Source organism: Pseudomonas syringae pv. coryli str. NCPPB 4273 (assembly GCF_000972175.1).
Classification (GTDB): Bacteria; Pseudomonadota; Gammaproteobacteria; order Pseudomonadales; family Pseudomonadaceae; genus Aquipseudomonas; species Aquipseudomonas syringae.
The window spans coordinates 1-16,646 of record NZ_AWQP01000028.1; the positions used below are offsets into that span (position 1 = coordinate 1).

17 protein-coding genes and 1 pseudogene are annotated in these 16,646 nt (G+C 59.0%); 11 read left to right on the forward strand and 7 right to left on the reverse strand.

Translation table 11 applies throughout. The annotated features are described in order from the left end of the window. Positions 1–147: pseudogene (locus tag P406_RS29855) on the forward strand (IS110 family transposase); the annotation flags it as partial. 348 nt (positions 148–495) lie between these two features. Here the strand turns inward: P406_RS29855 and algW are convergent. Continuing rightward, entirely contained in the window at positions 496–1,656 is a 1,161-nt protein-coding gene (gene algW, locus P406_RS13675; protein ID WP_003340656.1) for a Do family serine endopeptidase AlgW, read from the reverse strand. Between the two features lie 111 nt (positions 1,657–1,767). Between algW and P406_RS13680 the strand changes: the two genes are divergently transcribed. The 3 genes from P406_RS13680 to cysN all read left to right on the forward strand — a co-directional run bounded on the left by P406_RS13680 (position 1,768) and on the right by cysN (position 5,506). Beyond that, positions 1,768–2,526 carry a Nif3-like dinuclear metal center hexameric protein gene (locus P406_RS13680; RefSeq protein ID WP_003364071.1) on the forward strand — a complete coding sequence of 253 codons (759 nt, stop codon included), beginning with the start codon at positions 1,768–1,770 and terminating at the stop codon, positions 2,524–2,526. 153 nt (positions 2,527–2,679) lie between these two features. Beyond that, positions 2,680–3,597 carry a sulfate adenylyltransferase subunit CysD gene (gene cysD, locus P406_RS13685; RefSeq protein WP_003313577.1) on the forward strand — a complete coding sequence of 306 codons (918 nt, stop codon included), beginning with the start codon at positions 2,680–2,682 and terminating at the stop codon, positions 3,595–3,597. Positions 3,598–3,607: 10 nt separating this feature from the next. Further along, on the forward strand, positions 3,608–5,506 hold the full coding sequence (gene cysN, locus P406_RS13690; protein ID WP_046236476.1) for a sulfate adenylyltransferase subunit CysN: 1,899 nt from the start codon (positions 3,608–3,610) through the stop codon (positions 5,504–5,506). A gap of 140 nt (positions 5,507–5,646) precedes the next feature. Here cysN and P406_RS13695 read toward each other — a convergent pair whose 3' ends face one another. Beyond that, positions 5,647–6,090: a Z-ring associated ZapG family protein gene (locus P406_RS13695; RefSeq protein WP_003418807.1), complete on the reverse strand. Its 444-nt coding sequence runs from the start codon at positions 6,088–6,090 to the stop codon at positions 5,647–5,649. 145 nt (positions 6,091–6,235) lie between these two features. On the opposite strand from P406_RS13695, the gene P406_RS13700 reads away from it, so the two are divergent. From P406_RS13700 to zapE, 3 genes are all read left to right on the forward strand, one after another. Next, complete coding sequence (locus P406_RS13700) at positions 6,236–6,865, forward strand: alpha/beta hydrolase (RefSeq protein ID WP_046236477.1); 630 nt, start codon at positions 6,236–6,238, stop codon at positions 6,863–6,865. Between the two features lie 39 nt (positions 6,866–6,904). Next, a complete protein-coding gene (locus tag P406_RS13705; protein WP_024959683.1) occupies positions 6,905–8,254 on the forward strand; it encodes a tryptophan--tRNA ligase in 1,350 nt (449 codons plus the stop codon). Positions 8,255–8,316: 62 nt separating this feature from the next. Then, positions 8,317–9,411, forward strand: coding sequence for a cell division protein ZapE (gene zapE / locus P406_RS13710; protein ID WP_003340671.1), 1,095 nt, complete (start codon positions 8,317–8,319; stop codon positions 9,409–9,411). Between the two features lie 65 nt (positions 9,412–9,476). Here zapE and P406_RS13715 read toward each other — a convergent pair whose 3' ends face one another. Beyond that, positions 9,477–10,382 (reverse strand): GlxA family transcriptional regulator, encoded by a 906-nt coding sequence (locus P406_RS13715; RefSeq protein ID WP_162234462.1) that lies wholly within the window; start codon positions 10,380–10,382, stop codon positions 9,477–9,479. Between the two features lie 494 nt (positions 10,383–10,876). On the opposite strand from P406_RS13715, the gene rplM reads away from it, so the two are divergent. The 4 genes from rplM to P406_RS13735 all read left to right on the forward strand — a co-directional run bounded on the left by rplM (position 10,877) and on the right by P406_RS13735 (position 13,048). Next, the gene (gene rplM / locus P406_RS13720) at positions 10,877–11,305 is read left to right on the forward strand and encodes a 50S ribosomal protein L13 (protein WP_002555065.1); all 429 of its coding nucleotides are present in this window, start codon (positions 10,877–10,879) and stop codon (positions 11,303–11,305) included. 14 nt (positions 11,306–11,319) lie between these two features. After that, entirely contained in the window at positions 11,320–11,712 is a 393-nt protein-coding gene (rpsI, locus tag P406_RS13725) for a 30S ribosomal protein S9 (RefSeq protein ID WP_002555064.1), read from the forward strand. A gap of 281 nt (positions 11,713–11,993) precedes the next feature. Next, positions 11,994–12,611 carry a glutathione S-transferase N-terminal domain-containing protein gene (locus tag P406_RS13730; RefSeq protein WP_003406040.1) on the forward strand — a complete coding sequence of 206 codons (618 nt, stop codon included), beginning with the start codon at positions 11,994–11,996 and terminating at the stop codon, positions 12,609–12,611. Positions 12,612–12,628: 17 nt separating this feature from the next. Then, on the forward strand, positions 12,629–13,048 hold the full coding sequence (locus tag P406_RS13735) for a ClpXP protease specificity-enhancing factor (protein WP_003418802.1): 420 nt from the start codon (positions 12,629–12,631) through the stop codon (positions 13,046–13,048). A gap of 60 nt (positions 13,049–13,108) precedes the next feature. Here P406_RS13735 and P406_RS13740 read toward each other — a convergent pair whose 3' ends face one another. The 4 genes from P406_RS13740 to P406_RS13755 form a co-directional block, all read right to left on the reverse strand. Further along, the gene (locus P406_RS13740; RefSeq protein WP_003313570.1) at positions 13,109–13,687 is read right to left on the reverse strand and encodes a BON domain-containing protein; all 579 of its coding nucleotides are present in this window, start codon (positions 13,685–13,687) and stop codon (positions 13,109–13,111) included. Continuing rightward, positions 13,684–14,277: a phosphoheptose isomerase gene (locus P406_RS13745; protein WP_003418801.1), complete on the reverse strand. Its 594-nt coding sequence runs from the start codon at positions 14,275–14,277 to the stop codon at positions 13,684–13,686. The genes P406_RS13740 and P406_RS13745 overlap by 4 nt, the downstream gene beginning before the upstream one ends. 170 nt (positions 14,278–14,447) lie before the next feature. Further along, the gene (locus tag P406_RS13750) at positions 14,448–14,822 is read right to left on the reverse strand and encodes a YraN family protein (protein WP_174518673.1); all 375 of its coding nucleotides are present in this window, start codon (positions 14,820–14,822) and stop codon (positions 14,448–14,450) included. Then, positions 14,819–16,633, reverse strand: a complete 1,815-nt coding sequence (locus P406_RS13755) for a penicillin-binding protein activator (RefSeq protein ID WP_003418800.1) — start codon at positions 16,631–16,633, stop codon at positions 14,819–14,821. Before P406_RS13755 ends, P406_RS13750 begins: the two co-directional genes overlap by 4 nt. Positions 16,634–16,646: the final 13 nt, after the last annotated feature.

Genomic DNA, 16,646 nt, shown 5'->3' on the forward strand with positions numbered 1-16,646 from the left:
AACGCCGATTTCAAGGAGCGCAATGCGAGGCTGCGTGCCAAAGGCAAGTGCGCGAAAGTGGCCCTTGTGGCCTGCATGCGGGTGTTGCTGATACGCCTGAACGCCATGGTGCGCGACGGAACACCATGGCGTGATCATGCGGTTTGAATGGGGGCGGGCTTTGCCCGCCATCGCGGAATCTATCCGCGATGGCATTATAAAATGCCCACTCATCGGGGGATGATGAAAGACAGTTGGCTCCCACCAGGTCATCAGTGCCGCAGGGCATTCGCACGGCTCGAAACACAGCCGACCTGTGTGAGTAATCCACATGGCTTGAAGACACCCCGGACCTGTGTGAGTGCTTCACATGGCCCGAAAACACCCCGGACCTGTGTGAGTGTTTCACATCGCCCGAAAACACCTCGCTCTCACGCCCTTCGGACAGAAGCCTGGAAGCCCTTTATTCCCGGCGTCACAGATCTGCGTCGTACCGTACTTTCAGGTACTGACGCGTCACTCCGGTGCTGCGACGGGTGTCGGGGCGGGTGGTGGGCGTAGGCCGACTTCGGCGCTAAGGCGCATTTCCTTGCCGTTGCGCATTACGTCGATAGCAATCTTGTCCTTGGGTTTGGTGCGCGCCACCTGGTTCATCGAACGACGCCCGTCGCCGGCAGGTTCGCCATTGATGCTCAGGATCACGTCACCCAGTTGCAGCCCGGCTTTCTGCGCCGGTCCGTCGCGGAAGATGCCCGCCACGACGATGCCTGGACGATCCTTCAGCCCGAAGGATTCGGCCAGTTCCTGGGTCAGGGGTTGAACTTCGATGCCCAGCCAGCCACGAATGACCTGACCGTGCTCGATGATCGACTTCATGACATCCATGGCCAGCTTGGTCGGAATGGCGAAGCCGATGCCCTGCGAGCCGCCGGACTTGGAAAAGATCGCGGTATTGATGCCGATCAGATTGCCGCTGGCGTCCACCAGTGCGCCGCCCGAGTTACCCGGGTTGATGGCCGCATCGGTCTGAATGAAGTCTTCATAGGTGTTGAGGCCCAATTGATTGCGCCCTGTGGCACTGATAATGCCCATGGTCACGGTCTGGCCGACGCCGAACGGGTTGCCGATAGCCAGTGCCACGTCGCCGATGCGGATGCTGTCAGAGCGCGCGATGGTAATCGCCGGCAGGTTTTTCAGGTCGATCTTGAGCACCGCCAGGTCGGTTTCCGGGTCATTGCCGATGACCCGGGCAATAGTTTCGCGGCCGTCTTTGAGCGCGACCACGATCTGGTCAGCGCCGGTGGTGACGTGGTTGTTGGTCAGGATGTAGCCTTCGGGGCTCATCATGACGCCAGAACCCAGGCTCGATTCCATACGCTTCTGCTTGGGCGTGTTATCGCCGAAGAAACGTCGGAACTGCGGGTCTTCGAAAAGCGGGTTGTTGCCCTTGTTGACCATCTTGGTGGTATAGAGGTTGACCACCGCGGGCGCTGCGGCAATGACCGCGTCGGCATAGGAAGACGGACCTTGCATGACATTGGTGGTCTGTGGGGCCTGTTGCAGATTGACATCCAGGCTCGGCAGACCGACCCACTGCGGATAGCGCTGAATAATCAGCATGGCGATAAGCACGCCAGCCAGCAATGGCCAGCCGAAAAAACGCAGTGCCTTGAACATTTAACAAGTCCTGATGGTTGCGGGCGCAGAAAGTTTTGCCACGGGTGCGCCATAATGGCGGGCATTATACGAGTACAACGCAGCTCTGAACTGCATATTTAGGAGTCTTTTATGGCTGTTGCCCTGAGCACCCTGGTCGAAGAAGCCGACCGCTATCTGAACAGTGCCCGGATTCAGGATTACTGCCCCAATGGCCTGCAGGTCGAAGGGCGGCCGCAAGTCATGCGCATCGTCAGTGGCGTGACGGCCAGTCAGGCCCTGCTGGACGCGGCAGTCGACGCTCAGGCTGATCTGGTTCTGGTCCACCACGGTTATTTCTGGAAGGGCGAAAACCCGTGTGTCGTCGGCATGAAGCAGCGTCGCCTGAAAACCTTGCTCAAGCATGACATCAGCCTGCTGGCCTACCACCTGCCGCTGGATGTGCATCCCGAGGTGGGCAACAACGTGCAACTGGCCCGTCAACTGGACATCACGGTCGAAGGTCCTCTGGACCCCGAAAACCCGCGCGTGGTCGGGCTGATCGGTTCGCTGTCCGAACCCATGACTGCGCGGGATTTCGCTCGTCGCGTGCAGGACGCGCTGGGGCGTGAGCCATTGCTCATCGAAGGCAGTCAGATGATTCGCCGTGTCGGCTGGTGCACGGGTGGGGGGCAGAACTACATCGATCAGGCGGTGCTTGAGGGCGTCGACCTGTTCCTCAGTGGCGAAGCGTCGGAGCAGACGTTTCATAGCGCACGAGAGAACGACATCAGCTTCATCGCCGCCGGCCATCATGCCACCGAGCGCTATGGCGTTCAGGCACTGGGCGATTATCTGGCGCGGCGATTTGCGCTCGAACATATCTTTATCGACTGTCCGAACCCGATTTGAACGATCAAACAGCAGGGCATATGCATAGATCGTTTCGATCTAGTTGCATCGCTGATTAGCGATATCACGCATGTTAAAGTGCGCGGCTCGAATACGGCCCGCTGGCCGCCCCGGGGTTTCCCGGTCCATAACGAACGCAATCCGTGAGTAGCCATGGTTGACAAACTGACGCATCTGAAACAGCTGGAGGCGGAAAGCATCCACATCATCCGCGAGGTCGCCGCCGAGTTCGATAACCCGGTGATGCTGTACTCGATCGGCAAAGATTCGGCCGTGATGCTGCACCTGGCACGCAAGGCATTCTTCCCCGGTAAACTGCCATTCCCGGTCATGCACGTCGATACCCGCTGGAAATTCCAGGAGATGTATCGCTTTCGCGACCAGATGGTCGAAGAAATGGGCCTGGACCTGATCACCCACATCAACCCCGATGGCGTGGCACAGGGCATCAACCCGTTCACCCACGGCAGCGCCAAACACACCGACATCATGAAGACCGAGGGCCTGAAGCAGGCGCTCGACAAGCATGGTTTTGACGCCGCCTTTGGCGGTGCCCGACGCGACGAAGAGAAGTCCCGGGCCAAGGAACGCGTCTACTCGTTCCGCGACAGCAAGCACCGCTGGGACCCGAAAAACCAGCGTCCCGAGCTGTGGAACGTCTACAACGGCAACGTCAACAAAGGCGAGTCTATCCGTGTGTTCCCGCTCTCCAACTGGACCGAGCTGGACATCTGGCAGTACATCTACCTTGAAGGCATCCCGATCGTGCCGCTGTATTTCGCCGCCGAGCGCGACGTTATCGAGAAGAACGGCACGCTGATCATGATCGACGACGAGCGCATCCTCGAGCATCTCACCGATGAAGAGAAGTCGCGCATCGTCAAGAAAAAGGTCCGTTTCCGCACCCTCGGCTGCTACCCGCTGACCGGTGCTGTCGAGTCCGAAGCGACCAGCCTGACCGACATCATTCAGGAAATGTTGCTGACGCGAACTTCCGAACGCCAGGGCCGGGTCATTGACCATGACGGCGCTGGCTCGATGGAAGAAAAGAAACGTCAGGGTTATTTCTAAGGGGTGTCACATGTCGCATCAATCTGATTTGATCAGCGAGGACATCCTCGCCTACCTGGGCCAGCACGAACGCAAGGAAATGCTGCGCTTTCTTACCTGTGGCAACGTCGATGACGGCAAGAGCACGCTGATCGGCCGTTTGCTGCACGACTCCAAGATGATCTACGAAGATCATCTGGAAGCTATCACCCGTGACTCGAAGAAGTCCGGTACCACGGGTGATGACGTCGATCTGGCGTTGCTGGTGGATGGCCTGCAGGCCGAGCGGGAGCAGGGCATCACCATCGATGTCGCTTATCGCTATTTCTCCACGGCCAAGCGCAAGTTCATCATCGCCGACACTCCGGGCCACGAGCAGTACACCCGCAACATGGCCACCGGTGCGTCGACCTGTGACCTGGCGATCATTCTGGTGGACGCCCGCTATGGCGTGCAGACCCAGACCCGTCGTCACAGCTATATCGCCTCGCTGCTGGGCATCAAGCATATCGTCGTCGCCATCAACAAGATGGACCTCAACGGCTTCGATGAAAGCGTTTTCGAGTCGATCAAGGCCGATTACCTGAAGTTTGCCGAGGGCATCGCGTTCAAACCGACCACCATGGCTTTTGTACCTATGTCGGCGCTCAAGGGCGACAACGTGGTGAACAAGAGCGAGCGTTCGCCCTGGTACACCGGCCAGTCGCTGATGGAAATTCTCGAAACGGTCGAAATCGCCAGCGATCGCAACTATGCGGACCTGCGTTTCCCGGTGCAGTACGTCAACCGTCCGAACCTGAACTTCCGGGGTTTCGCCGGTACGCTGGCCAGCGGCATCGTGCACAAGGGCGACGAGATCGTCGTGCTGCCGTCGGGCAAGAGCAGCCGTGTGAAGTCCATCGTCACCTTTGAAGGCGAGCTGGAGCAGGCGGGGCCGGGTCAGGCGGTGACACTGACCATGGAAGACGAGATCGACATTTCCCGTGGTGACCTGCTGGTGCATGCCGACAACGTTCCGCAGGTCAGCGATGCGTTCGATGCCATGCTGGTGTGGATGGCCGAAGAGCCAATGCTGCCGGGCAAGAAGTACGACATCAAGCGCGCCACCAGCTATGTGCCAGGCTCCATTGCCAGCATCACCCATCGGGTCGATGTGAACACACTGGAGGAAGGCCCTGCCAGCTCGTTGCAACTGAACGAGATCGGCCGCGTCAAGGTCAGCCTCGACGCGCCCATCGCGCTGGACGGCTACAGCAGCAACCGCACCACGGGTTCGTTCATCGTCATCGATCGTTTGACCAATGGCACCGTTGCGGCGGGCATGATCATCGCCAAGCCTGTTTCAGGTGGCGGCTCGCAGCACCATGGCGAACTGGCTCACGTCTCCACCGAAGAGCGCGCGCAGCGCTTCGGTCAGCAACCGGCCACCGTGTTGTTCAGCGGCCTGTCCGGCGCGGGCAAAAGCACGCTGGCCTATGCGGTCGAGCGCAAGCTGTTTGACATGGGCCGTGCGGTCTATGTGCTGGACGGTCAGAACCTGCGTCATGACCTGAACAAGGGCTTGCCACAGGACCGTGCCGGTCGTAACGAGAACTGGAGCCGTGCCGCGCATGTGGCGCGTCAGTTCAACGAAGCCGGCCTGCTGACTCTGGCGGCATTCGTTGCGCCGGACGCCGAAGGGCGTGAGCGCGCCAAGGCGCTGATCGGCAAGGATCGCCTGCTCACCGTCTATGTACAGGCGTCGCCAACGGTCTGCCGCGAGCGTGATCCACAGGGCCTGTATGCCGCTGATGGCGACAATATCCCTGGCGAGTCCTTCCCGTATGACGTGCCGCTGAATGCCGATCTGGTGATCGACACGCAGACACTCAACGTGGAAGAAAGCGTCAGGCAGGTGTTGGATCTGCTGCGCAGCCGCGGCGCGATCTGATACGCATGCAGGCGTGAATGACCAATGGTTTTCAGCGCCTGTACTAGCCTCTTCGCTTAGCTTGCTCGCGAAGGGGTAGGCCACAAAAAAGCCCGCCGCAGACAATCTCTGCGGCGGGCTTTTTGTGTGGCTGCGAAAGCTTACTTCTTCAAGCCGTAATGCTCGTCCAGCATGCCCGGGGTGTTGGGCGACTTGGGGGCGTAATCCTTGGGTGTTTCAGTATCGCGTGGCGGGGTCAGGCGGTCGCGATGATCGCGGTGCGCATGATTGGCCTCAGGGTGCAGGGCGGCCAGCAGGCGTTGGCGGGTCAGCTCGTCGAGAGCCAGACGGTTGGCGCCCTCGGCAAGGTGTTCCTGAACGTCCTGATAGCTCTGTGAGAGCTTTTGGACCAGATTGGCCGTGCTGTTGAAGTGCGTGACTACCTCGTTCTGATAGGCGTCGAAACGCTCCTGAATGTCATCCAGCTGGCGCTGGGTGCTGTTCGGAACGGTGTTGGGCAGCAGGCGTGCCACCAGAAAACCAATGACGACACCGGCCACCAGGGCGAGCGTCGGCAACAACCAGACTAAGAGCGAGTGTTCCACGAGTCCTTCCTCTATAAACGGCTTTGCTTTACGTTAACGGCTCGAACCTGCGCTGTATACCCGCGACGTATCGTTGATATGCATGCCGCAGACAATCAGCTAGACGAGTCGACCCATTTCGAGGTCACGGAGTTCTGTTTTGCTCATGCGTGAAACCCCATTATTTATCGATGGCCCTGAAGGCCAGCTCGAAGCGCTGTATCAGGACGTCCCCGACGCCCGAGGTGTTGCACTGATCTGCCATCCTAACCCGATACAGGGCGGAACGATGCTCAATAAAGTCGTCTCGACGTTGCAGCGTACCGCACGCGATCAGGGTTTGATCACATTGCGCTTCAATTATCGCGGCGTCGGTGCCAGTGCCGGTACCTCGGTTGCCGGGCCGGGCGAGATTGATGATGCCCAGGCTGCCGCCCAATGGCTGCGGGCGCAACATCCTGATCTGCCGATGACCCTGTTCGGATTTTCCTTTGGCGGCTACGTTGCTGCAAACCTGGGTGGCAGGCTGGAAGCGCAGGGTGAAAAGCTCACGCACGTGTTTCTGATTGCGGCTGCGGCCTCGCGCCTCGAGGACCAGAGCGTACTGCCCAAGGCTTGCCCGCTGACGATCATTCAGCCGGAGAACGACGAAGTGATCGACCCCGAGACGGTCTATGCATGGTCCGCCGCGTTGCAACGTCCCCATGAGCTGCTGAAAGTGGCAGAATGCGGACACTTTTTTCACGGCAAGCTGACTGATCTTAAAGATCTGCTCCTGCCGCGACTTTCCAGCTGATTGCAGCCCGTATTGCATCCTATTGATAAGCGACCTGCCATGACCACTCGTATCCTGACCGGTATCACGACCACCGGCACTCCCCATCTGGGCAATTACGCGGGCGCCATTCGCCCGGCCATTGTCGCCAGCCGTCAGAGCGATTTCGACTCGTTCTATTTTCTGGCCGACTACCACGCGCTGATCAAATGCGATGACCCGCTGCGCATTCAGCGCTCGCGTCTGGAAATCGCCGCGACCTGGCTGGCAGCGGGGCTGGACGTTGATCGTGTGACCTTCTATCGCCAGTCGGACATTCCTGAAATCCCGGAACTGACCTGGCTGCTCACCTGCGTCGCGGCCAAGGGCCTGCTCAATCGCGCCCACGCCTACAAGGCGTCGGTGGACAAGAACGTGGAAGGTGGCGAAGACCCGGATGCAGGCATCACCATGGGGCTGTACAGCTACCCGGTGCTGATGGCTGCCGACATCCTGATGTTCAATGCACACCAGGTTCCGGTAGGCCGCGACCAGATTCAGCACGTTGAAATGGCCCGCGACATCGGCCAGCGTTTCAATCACCTGTTCGGCAATGGCAAGGAATTCTTCGTCATGCCCGAGGCGCTGATCGAAGAGAGCGTGGCTACGCTGCCAGGTCTGGACGGTCGCAAGATGTCCAAGAGCTACGACAACACCATCCCGTTGTTCAGCGGTGCCAAGGACATGAAAAGCGCGATTTCGCGCATCGTCACCGACTCGCGTGCGCCGGGCGAAGCGAAAGATCCGGACACCTCGCACCTGTTTACCCTGTACCAGGCTTTCTCGACGGCCGAGCAGTGCGCCGAGTTCCGCGCTGACCTGTTGCAGGGCCTGGGTTGGGGTGAAGCCAAGAATCGTCTGTTCACGTTGCTGGATGCACAGCTGAGCGAGCCGCGTGAAAAGTATCTGGGGCTGATCGAGCGTCCTGCCGATCTCGAAGACATCCTGCTCGCTGGCGCGCAGAAAGCCCGACGTGTCGCCACCCCATTCCTCGAGGAACTGCGCGAGGCGGTAGGCCTGCGGTCGTTCCGTACCGTGGTGCAGAACGCCGACACCGGCAAGAAAAAGGCCAGTAAGGGCGCTCGTTTCGTCAGCTTCCGTGAAGACGACGGCAGCTTCCGTTTCCGTCTGCTGGCAGCCGATGGCGAGCAGTTGCTGTTGTCGCGCAACTTTGCCGATGGCAAGGCTGCAGGCGTGGTCAGCAAGCAGTTGCAGCAGGGCGGCGAACTGGACCTGCGCAGCGAAGACGATCGCTTCACGCTGTGGCTGGACGGCGCCTGCGTGGCTGACAGTCCGGTATTCGCCAACGCTGCCGCGCGCGACAGTGCCATCGAAACTCTCAAGCTGGCGCTCGCTCCTCAACAGGACTGATTGCCAATCCCCGGGGTCGTCGCTACAGTGACGACCCGTTTTTGTTGCCTTGCTAACGAATTATGACGCCCCTAGAACGATATCAAGCTGATCTGAAACGCCCGGACTTCTTTCACGATGCCGCGCAGGAAAACGCTGTGCGCCATCTGCAGCGCCTGTACGACGATCTGATCGCCGCTCACGACAGCAAGCCCGGCCTATTCGGCAAACTGTTCGGCAAGAAAGAGCAGACGCTGGTCAAGGGGTTGTACTTCTGGGGTGGCGTAGGCCGCGGCAAGACGTATCTGGTCGATACGTTCTTTGACGCACTGCCGTTTCAGGACAAGGTCCGTACGCACTTCCACCGCTTCATGAAGCGCGTGCACGAAGAGATGAAGACCCTCAAGGGCGAGAAAAACCCGCTGACGATCATCGCCAGGAGGTTTTCCGACGAGGCGCGGGTCATCTGTTTCGATGAGTTTTTCGTCTCCGATATCACCGATGCCATGATCCTCGGCACGCTGATGGAAGAGCTGTTCAAGAACGGCGTGACGCTGGTGGCGACGTCCAACATCGTTCCGGACGGCCTGTACAAGGACGGCCTGCAGCGGGCGCGTTTCCTGCCGGCCATCGCGCTGATCAAGCAGAACACCGACATCGTCAACGTCGACAGTGGCGTCGATTACCGTCTGCGTCACCTCGAGCAGGCTGAACTGTTCCATTTCCCGCTCAACGAAGTTGCACAGGAAAGCCTGCGTAAAAGCTTCAAGGCGCTGACTCCGGATTGCGCGGAAACCATCGAAAACGATGTGTTGATGATCGAAAACCGCGAGATCCGTGCGCTGCGCACCTGTGACGATGTGGCGTGGTTCGACTTCCGTGAGTTGTGCGACGGCCCGCGCAGTCAGAACGATTACATCGAGCTGGGCAAGATCTTCCATGCCGTACTGATCAGCGGCGTCGAGCAGATGGACGTCGCCACTGACGACATTGCCCGACGCTTTATCAACATGGTCGACGAGTTCTACGATCGCAACGTCAAGCTGATCATCTCGGCCGAGGTCGAATTGAAGGACCTGTACACCGGCGGCCGGTTGATGTTCGAGTTCCAGCGTACCCTCAGCCGTCTGCTGGAAATGCAATCCCACGAATTCCTCTCGCGGGCACACAAGCCCTAGGCTGTATACGAAAAGTCGGCGAGCTTCAGGCTACAGGCCTGAAGCTCGACCACTCTGCTTGCACCTCAAAGCCTTTCTTTATGACCTTCGAACTGTTGCCGATACTGATTGGGTGACAGCTCGGTGTGCTGGCGGAACAGTCGGGCAAAGAAGCTGGCGTCGTCGTAGCCCACTTCATAGCTGATGGTCTTGATGCTCTTGCGCGTCCCCGAGAGCAACCCCTTCGCCGTTTCGATCCGCAGCCGTTGCAGGTAATGCAGCGGCTTGTCGCCCGTGGCTGTCTGAAAGCGGCGCATGAAATTGCGAATGCTCATGCCGTGCTCGCGGGCCACGTCTTCAAAGCGGAACTTGTCGGCAAAGTGCTCTTCCAGCCAGTGCTGAATCTGCAGAATGACCACGTCCTGATGAAGCTTCTGACCGCCAAAACCGATTCGCCCCGGCGAGTAGGTGCGACGCACTTCATAGAGGATGTCGCGGGCGACGGCCTGGGCGACATTGGCGCCGCGGAAGCGCTCGATCAGATAAATGTACAGATCGCAGGCCGAGGTCGTGCCGCCCGCGCAATACACGTTGTCGGCGTCGGTCAGGTGCTTTTCCTGATTGAGCAGGACCTTGGGATAGCGCTCGGCGAATGCGCTGAAAAAGCGCCAGTAGGTCGTCGCTTCCTTGCCGTCCAGCAAGCCGGCTTCGGCAAGCCAGTAGACGCCGGTGGCTTCGGCGCAGAGTACGGCACCGTTGGCGTGCTGTTCGCGCAACCACGGCAGGATCTGTGGGTAACGCTGGCAGAGGGTTTCAAAATCGTCCCAGAAGGCCGGGATGACGATGATGTCGCTCTGGCACAGCGCGCCGTCGACCGGCAGGGTGACGTCGCTGAAGCTGCTGACCGAAAGCCCGTCCGGGCTGACCAGGCGCGTTTCGAAGGCGGGTACCAGGCCATGGCCCAGTTGCTTGCTGTAGCGCAGGCTCGCCAGATGGAAGAAATCCTTGGCCTGCATGACAGTGGAGGCAAACATCTTGTCTGTGGTCAGGATGCTTACGCGGCGCAGAAGAGTGGCGTGTCGGATCGGCATAATCGTTATTCTTATATGGGTAAATGGTCATGCTACGGCTGGATCGTCTTATTTTTTGCCAAAACTGTCCAGCCTCGTTACGTGGGTGCCCTCGGCAGGGCACCCATGATGGCTTTGTGCTAAGGGGGTCAATATCCGCCAATCCACGCCTCGCAGGCAATAAACAGAATGTGAACAAAAAATCCGGTTGAGGTTATTTTTACAGTCTGTATAATCCGCCAGCTCTTTGCAGTGGAAGTGATGCGCCGTCTGCCGAAGAATCTTGCCGTATAACGGACGCGCTGACCCGAGCCCCCGATAGCGTCTGTTTCCGGCTGCCTTTGACTTGTCAAAGTACGCACTATTCAGTAAGATCCGCCGTCTAATTTTCAGGGCGGCCCCTGAGGCTATAAAGAATGAAAACTTTTACTGCTAAACCGGAAACAGTTAAGCGCGACTGGTTCGTCGTCGACGCTGCTGGTCAGACCCTGGGTCGTCTGGCCACCGAAATCGCGAGCCGTCTGCGTGGCAAGCACAAACCGGAATACACTCCGCACGTTGATACCGGCGACTACATCGTCGTGATCAATGCCGAGCAGATCCGCGTTACTGGTGCCAAGACCACCGACAAGATCTACTACTCACACTCCGGTTTTCCGGGCGGGATCAAGTCGATCAACTTCGAAAAGCTGATCGCCAAAGCTCCTGAGCGCGTGATCGAGACCGCGGTCAAAGGCATGCTGCCTAAGAACCCGCTGGGTCGCGACATGTATCGTAAGCTGAAAGTCTATGCGGGCGCTGTACACCCTCATACTGCTCAGCAGCCCCAAGAACTGAAGTTTTAACGGAATAGTTCATTATGTCGGCGACTCAAAATTACGGCACTGGCCGTCGCAAGACCGCAACCGCTCGCGTTTTCCTGCGTCCGGGTACTGGTAACATCTCGATCAACAACCGCTCCCTGGACAATTTCTTCGGCCGCGAAACTGCCCGCATGGTAGTTCGTCAGCCGCTGGAACTGACCGAGACAGTTGAAAAGTTCGACATCTACGTCACCGTTATCGGTGGCGGTGTAAGTGGTCAGGCTGGCGCAATCCGCCACGGTATCACTCGCGCTCTGATGCAGTACGACGAGACACTGCGTGGCGCTCTGCGTAAAGCAGGCTTCGTGACTCGCGATGCTCGTGAAGTTGAACGTAAGAAAGTCGGTCTGCGTAAAGCGCGTAAGCGTCCGCAGTACTCGAAGCGTTAATACGCTCTTCGTTCGAAAAAAGAACGTCCATCCCCTCGCGGGGCTGGGCGTTTTTTTATGGTCGTGATTTTTTCGGTCAGGATTTTTTCGCGGTGCTCGTTTTACGTCGATATTGTGAAATTTATCCGCCTGTCGACGAAGATTACGGAATTTACATCGCGTAAATGAGCTATCTTGTGGCCCGCGACGAACACCTGTCCTGTTGCGTTCATTATCGGATGCGCCCTTGAAGCGCGTTCGTTCGTCTGTCCGATAAATTTTAACAAGCGAGGAGGATCGCCATGGGCGTGACCAACCGGTTGGCCTGCTATTCCGACCCCGCCGACCACTATTCTCATCGCGTACGCATTGTGCTCGCCGAGAAGGGTGTCAGCGCCGAAATCATTGAAGTGGTGGCAGGTCGTCATCCGCCGCAACTGATTGAAGTAAATCCATACGGCAGCGTGCCGACCCTCGTCGATCGTGACCTGGCGTTGTACGAGTCGACCGTGGTGATGGAGTATCTGGATGAGCGCTATCCACATCCGCCTCTGCTGCCCGTCTATCCGGTTGCCCGTGCCAATAGCCGTTTGCTGATCCATCGTATTCAGAGAGACTGGTGCGGCCTTGTCGACCTGATCCTGGATACGCGCAGCAAAGAGCCCGCTCGTGTTCAGGCGCGCAAGGAGCTTCGCGAGAGTCTGGCCGGGGTTTCCCCGTTGTTCGCGGAAAAAGCTTTTTTCATGAGCGACGAGCTAAGTCTTGTTGACTGCTGTCTACTCCCCATACTCTGGCGTTTGCCAATTTTGGGTATTGAATTGCCGCGGCCTGCCAAGCCGTTGCTTGATTACATGGAGCGCCAATTTGCGCGTGAGGCTTTTCAGACGAGTCTGTCTGCTGCCGAACGTGAAATGCGCTAAGGCTTAAGGAGCCGTTAATGAACTCCAGTCGCCCTTATCTTGTTCGTGCTCTTTACGAGTGGATCGTCGATAACGATTGCACCCCGCATGTGCTGGTCAATGCGGATTACCCGGCTGTGCAGGTCCCGCAGGGGTTTGCCAATGACGGGCAGATTGTCCTGAATGTTTCGCCGAGTGCCGTGCGTCATCTGCATATGGATAACGAAGCGGTGAGCTTCGAAGGCCGCTTCGGCGGTGTGCCGCATACGCTTTATGTGCCTGTCGCTGCCATCCTGGGTATTTATGCCCGCGAGAACGGCCAGGGCATGGTTTTCGATCTGGAGCCCTCCATGGAAGAGGGCGAAGAAATCGAGATCGAGATCGAAGACGATACGCCTCCGCCAGACAGCGAACCGCCGCGTCCGAGTGGCAGGCCGAGTCTGAAGGTCGTGAAGTAAAAAACGGGCAATAAAAAAGGCGATCTTCGGATCGCCTTTTTCATGCCTGTCGGTTACCCGTCAGTCGATGTACTCGAAGAGTTTGACGATCTTCTGTACGCCGGAGACGCCCTGCACCAGGTTGGTGGCGCGATTGGCTTCGTCCTGGGTTACCAGGCCCAGCAGGAACACGATGCCGTTCTCGGTCACTACCTTGATGCGTGAGCCGGGGATGGATGCGTCAGCGATCATCTGGCTTTTGACCTTGGTGGTCAGCCAGGCGTCGTTGTTGCGCGCCAGCAGTGAGGAGGGTGCCATCACCTGCAGTTCGTTGTTGACCTTCTTGACGCGCTGAACGGCGCTGGCGGCCTGTTCGGCCATAGCCTTGAGGTCGGCACGCGGTGTCTGGCCAGCCAGCAGCACGATGCCGTTGAAGCTGGTCACGACGATGTGCGAGCCCTCTGCGAGGTCAGGGCTGGCCTTGGAGATGTTGACGGCTGCCTTGGTCTCGATCAGCGAGTCATCGATCTTGCTGCCGAAGGTGCGCGTGCCGCGATCATCTTCGATCGGTTTTTCGCGAGTGGCCGTGATCACCGAACTGCATCCGGTGATGCTGAGGCACAGTGTCAGAACCAGTAGGCTGAGACGATTAGGGGTCATTCTTCACTCCCGAACAGTTGGCTGTCGATCAAATCGCAAAGGCAATGGATCGCCAGCAGATGGACTTCTTGTATGCGTGCCGTGACATTGGCGGGTACGCGGATCTCCACATCCTCAGGCAATAGCAGTGAGGCCATGCCGCCACCGTCGCGTCCCGTCAATGCTACGACAATCATTTCGCGATCATGTGCGGCCTGGATGGCCTGAATAATATTCGCCGAGTTGCCGCTGGTAGAAATAGCCAGCAATACATCGCCTGGCTGGCCCAGCGCGCGGATCTGTTTAGAGAAGATTTCGTTGTAGCTGTAATCGTTGGCGATCGAGGTGATCGTCGAGCTGTCGGTGGTCAGTGCAATTGCCGGCAGGCTCGGCCGCTCACGTTCGAAGCGGTTGAGCAGTTCCGAGGAAAAGTGCTGTGCGTCGCCAGCTGAACCGCCGTTGCCGCACGCGAGCATCTTGCCCTCGTTGAGCAGGGCATTAACCATGACCTGACTGGCTTGCTCGATAAAGGGTGCAAGGACTTCCATCGCCTGTTGCTTGGTTTCGATGCTGGCCTGGAACAGCCGGCGAATTCGGGATTGCATGTCCATCAATGTGACCTTAATTAGAGCGTACGGCGGCGGGACGGATGCGCCGGGTTCTCCCGGGAGCTATCCGGCACACAAGGTGTGCAGCCGGCAAAACAAATAGCGAAATCGGTGAGGGCTGTAGTGTATTGCAGGTCATGACTCAAGTCGGATTGCTGCTTCACTGCGCCAGGTCAGCTGTCAAAAGCGCTCTTGATCCAGTTCAGCGGTGCAGCCTTACCGGGCTCGCCTTCAATGGCGACCACGTCGAAACGGCAGGGGGAATTGGCCCAGGCCGTTGCGTGCTGCAGAAAAAGCTGTGCGGCCGTGACGAGTTTCTCCTGCTTGCGAAAATCGACGCTTTCCATGGCGCCGCCCCAGCCTGAATGGCGCCGGTAGCGAACTTCGACGAATACTACTGTATCGCCGTCAAGCATGACTAGATCAAGCTCGCCGCGTTTGCATAACCAGTTTTGTTCAATCAGGCGCAGGCCCTGTTGTTGCAAAAACTGCAGGGCGAAGGCTTCGGCCTCGCGCCCTGCTTGCTGGCGGGTGCTGCGTTGCATCAAGGAGCGGTGTCCGGCAGGCGCTGGATCTTGCCGTCGACGAACTCGGCCCATGGCAGCTGGCGTTCGACGCGACGGCCAGGGTTCAGGCTGAGGCTGCCGGACAGCCCGTCAATGCGGCTGTCAGGCATCGCCTTGAGCTGGGCGAGGCGCGGTGCCAGACGATAGGCGTCGATACCCATCGCATACAGACGACCCAGGCTGCCTGCGGCCTGTGGCCATTGCGCGGTGACCTGCTGGCGCAGCGGGTCTTCGGCGTTCAGCAGCCATGGCGTTTCGCAGAAGCGCACGCCATTCAGGTCCATGTATTGCGCGTGATCGTTGCTGTTGGTGAACAGGTGCGAAGTGGCGTAGACCGGAACGTCACCTGCGTACTGGAAGACCATGGTGGGTTTGATCTGTTGCGCTTGTTGCGGGGTCGCGGCGAGGAACATGAAGTCGATGTCCTGGCGACGGCTTGGCTGAGCGGCGACCTGAGTGCCGGCCGTGCTTTGCAGGCGCTGCGCGCGGCCTTCGCTGTTGCGCAGCTGGAACAGATCGGCGACCTGCTGTGCCAGTTCTACAGGCTGATCAACGTGCTCTGCAGCGATCAGTGTGCCGCCCTTGGCCTGCCAGCTCTTGCGGAAGGCGTCCAGTACGCGGTCGCCCCATTCGCCTTTCGGAACCATCGCCACGGCGCTGCGCTTGCCGTCTGCCCAGGCGCGACGTGCAACCTCGCGGGCTTCGTCTTCTGCGGCCAGGCCGAACTGATACAGCTGGGCAGGGCCTTCGTTGCTGGTGTCGCTGTAGTTCAGCGCCAGGGTGGTGATAGGCAGCTGCTGACGGCTGTTCAGCTGTTTGACGAGGTTCTTTTCCAGCGGACCGACGACCAGTTGCACACCAGCGGCCTGAGCCTGACGGTAGAACTCGTCCATCGAGGTGATTCGCGAGCTGTCGAAGACCTGGATGGCCGGAGGATTCTCGCCCGCTTGCTGAGCCTGGAAGTGCGCGGCCATGAAGCCTTCGCGCAATGCCTTGGCAACTGCGGCCAACTGACCGTCCTGCGGCAGCAGCAGGGCGATTTTGGTAATCGGCTCGCTGGTCAGTGCACGCAACTGCGCGAGGGCGGTTGGCAGTTGCAGTGCAGCAGGGTGTTTAGGGTTCTGCGCTTTCCAGCTGTCGATGGCAGCCTGTTGTTGCTCAAGCGTGCCTGCGCCCTTGATCGAGCGAGCCAGATTCAGCCAGCCGCCCATATCGTCGGTGGCTGTGCTCTGCAGTTGTTCGGCAGGCAGGGCGGATACCAGTGTCCAGATCGCGTCATTGTTGGCGCTGGCGTCTGCGCCTTGCAGCAGCGGGCCGGCGTAAACACGTTCATTGGCGGCTGCGAGCGCCTGGCCATCGGCTTCCAGGGCGCGTGCCTTGACCATGTGTGTACGAATCTGCTGCTCGACCGACAGCTCGCCCAGGCGCTGCATGCTTGGATGATTCAGGGCGGTCAGCGCTGCCTTGGGCTGATTACGGCCCATCGCCAGCTCAGCGGACAGTGTACTGGCGAAAACCTGCAAGCCGGGCTTGAGTTGATCGATTTGCACCTGTCCGAGGATTTGCGCGGCGCGTCCTGCGTCATTCTGGCGGCTGGCCAGATCGGCAGCACTCAAGCGCAGCGTTGCGGCCTGCTCGGGTGTTTTGGCGCTGGCGGCCTGCTCGAGCAATTGCTCGATGCTGGCATCAGGGGTTCGAGGCAGCTCGCCAAGACTGGACGAGGGCGAGCTGGCACAGGCTGCGAGGAGGGCAGCGAGGCAGAGGGCAGAGAGCAGCCGCAGACAAGCGATCATTGGTATGTTCCTG

Coding starts and splice junctions, on each gene's coding strand:
- algW (WP_003340656.1), bottom strand. CDS start 1,656: ATGTTCAAGGCACTGCGTTTTTTCGGCTGGCCATTGCTGGCTGGCGTG.
- P406_RS13680 (WP_003364071.1), top strand. CDS start 1,768: ATGGCTGTTGCCCTGAGCACCCTGGTCGAAGAAGCCGACCGCTATCTG.
- cysD (WP_003313577.1), top strand. CDS start 2,680: ATGGTTGACAAACTGACGCATCTGAAACAGCTGGAGGCGGAAAGCATC.
- cysN (WP_046236476.1), top strand. CDS start 3,608: ATGTCGCATCAATCTGATTTGATCAGCGAGGACATCCTCGCCTACCTG.
- P406_RS13700 (WP_046236477.1), top strand. CDS start 6,236: ATGCGTGAAACCCCATTATTTATCGATGGCCCTGAAGGCCAGCTCGAA.
- P406_RS13705 (WP_024959683.1), top strand. CDS start 6,905: ATGACCACTCGTATCCTGACCGGTATCACGACCACCGGCACTCCCCAT.
- zapE (WP_003340671.1), top strand. CDS start 8,317: ATGACGCCCCTAGAACGATATCAAGCTGATCTGAAACGCCCGGACTTC.
- rplM (WP_002555065.1), top strand. CDS start 10,877: ATGAAAACTTTTACTGCTAAACCGGAAACAGTTAAGCGCGACTGGTTC.
- rpsI (WP_002555064.1), top strand. CDS start 11,320: ATGTCGGCGACTCAAAATTACGGCACTGGCCGTCGCAAGACCGCAACC.
- P406_RS13730 (WP_003406040.1), top strand. CDS start 11,994: ATGGGCGTGACCAACCGGTTGGCCTGCTATTCCGACCCCGCCGACCAC.
- P406_RS13735 (WP_003418802.1), top strand. CDS start 12,629: ATGAACTCCAGTCGCCCTTATCTTGTTCGTGCTCTTTACGAGTGGATC.
- P406_RS13740 (WP_003313570.1), bottom strand. CDS start 13,687: ATGACCCCTAATCGTCTCAGCCTACTGGTTCTGACACTGTGCCTCAGC.
- P406_RS13745 (WP_003418801.1), bottom strand. CDS start 14,277: ATGGACATGCAATCCCGAATTCGCCGGCTGTTCCAGGCCAGCATCGAA.
- P406_RS13755 (WP_003418800.1), bottom strand. CDS start 16,633: ATGATCGCTTGTCTGCGGCTGCTCTCTGCCCTCTGCCTCGCTGCCCTC.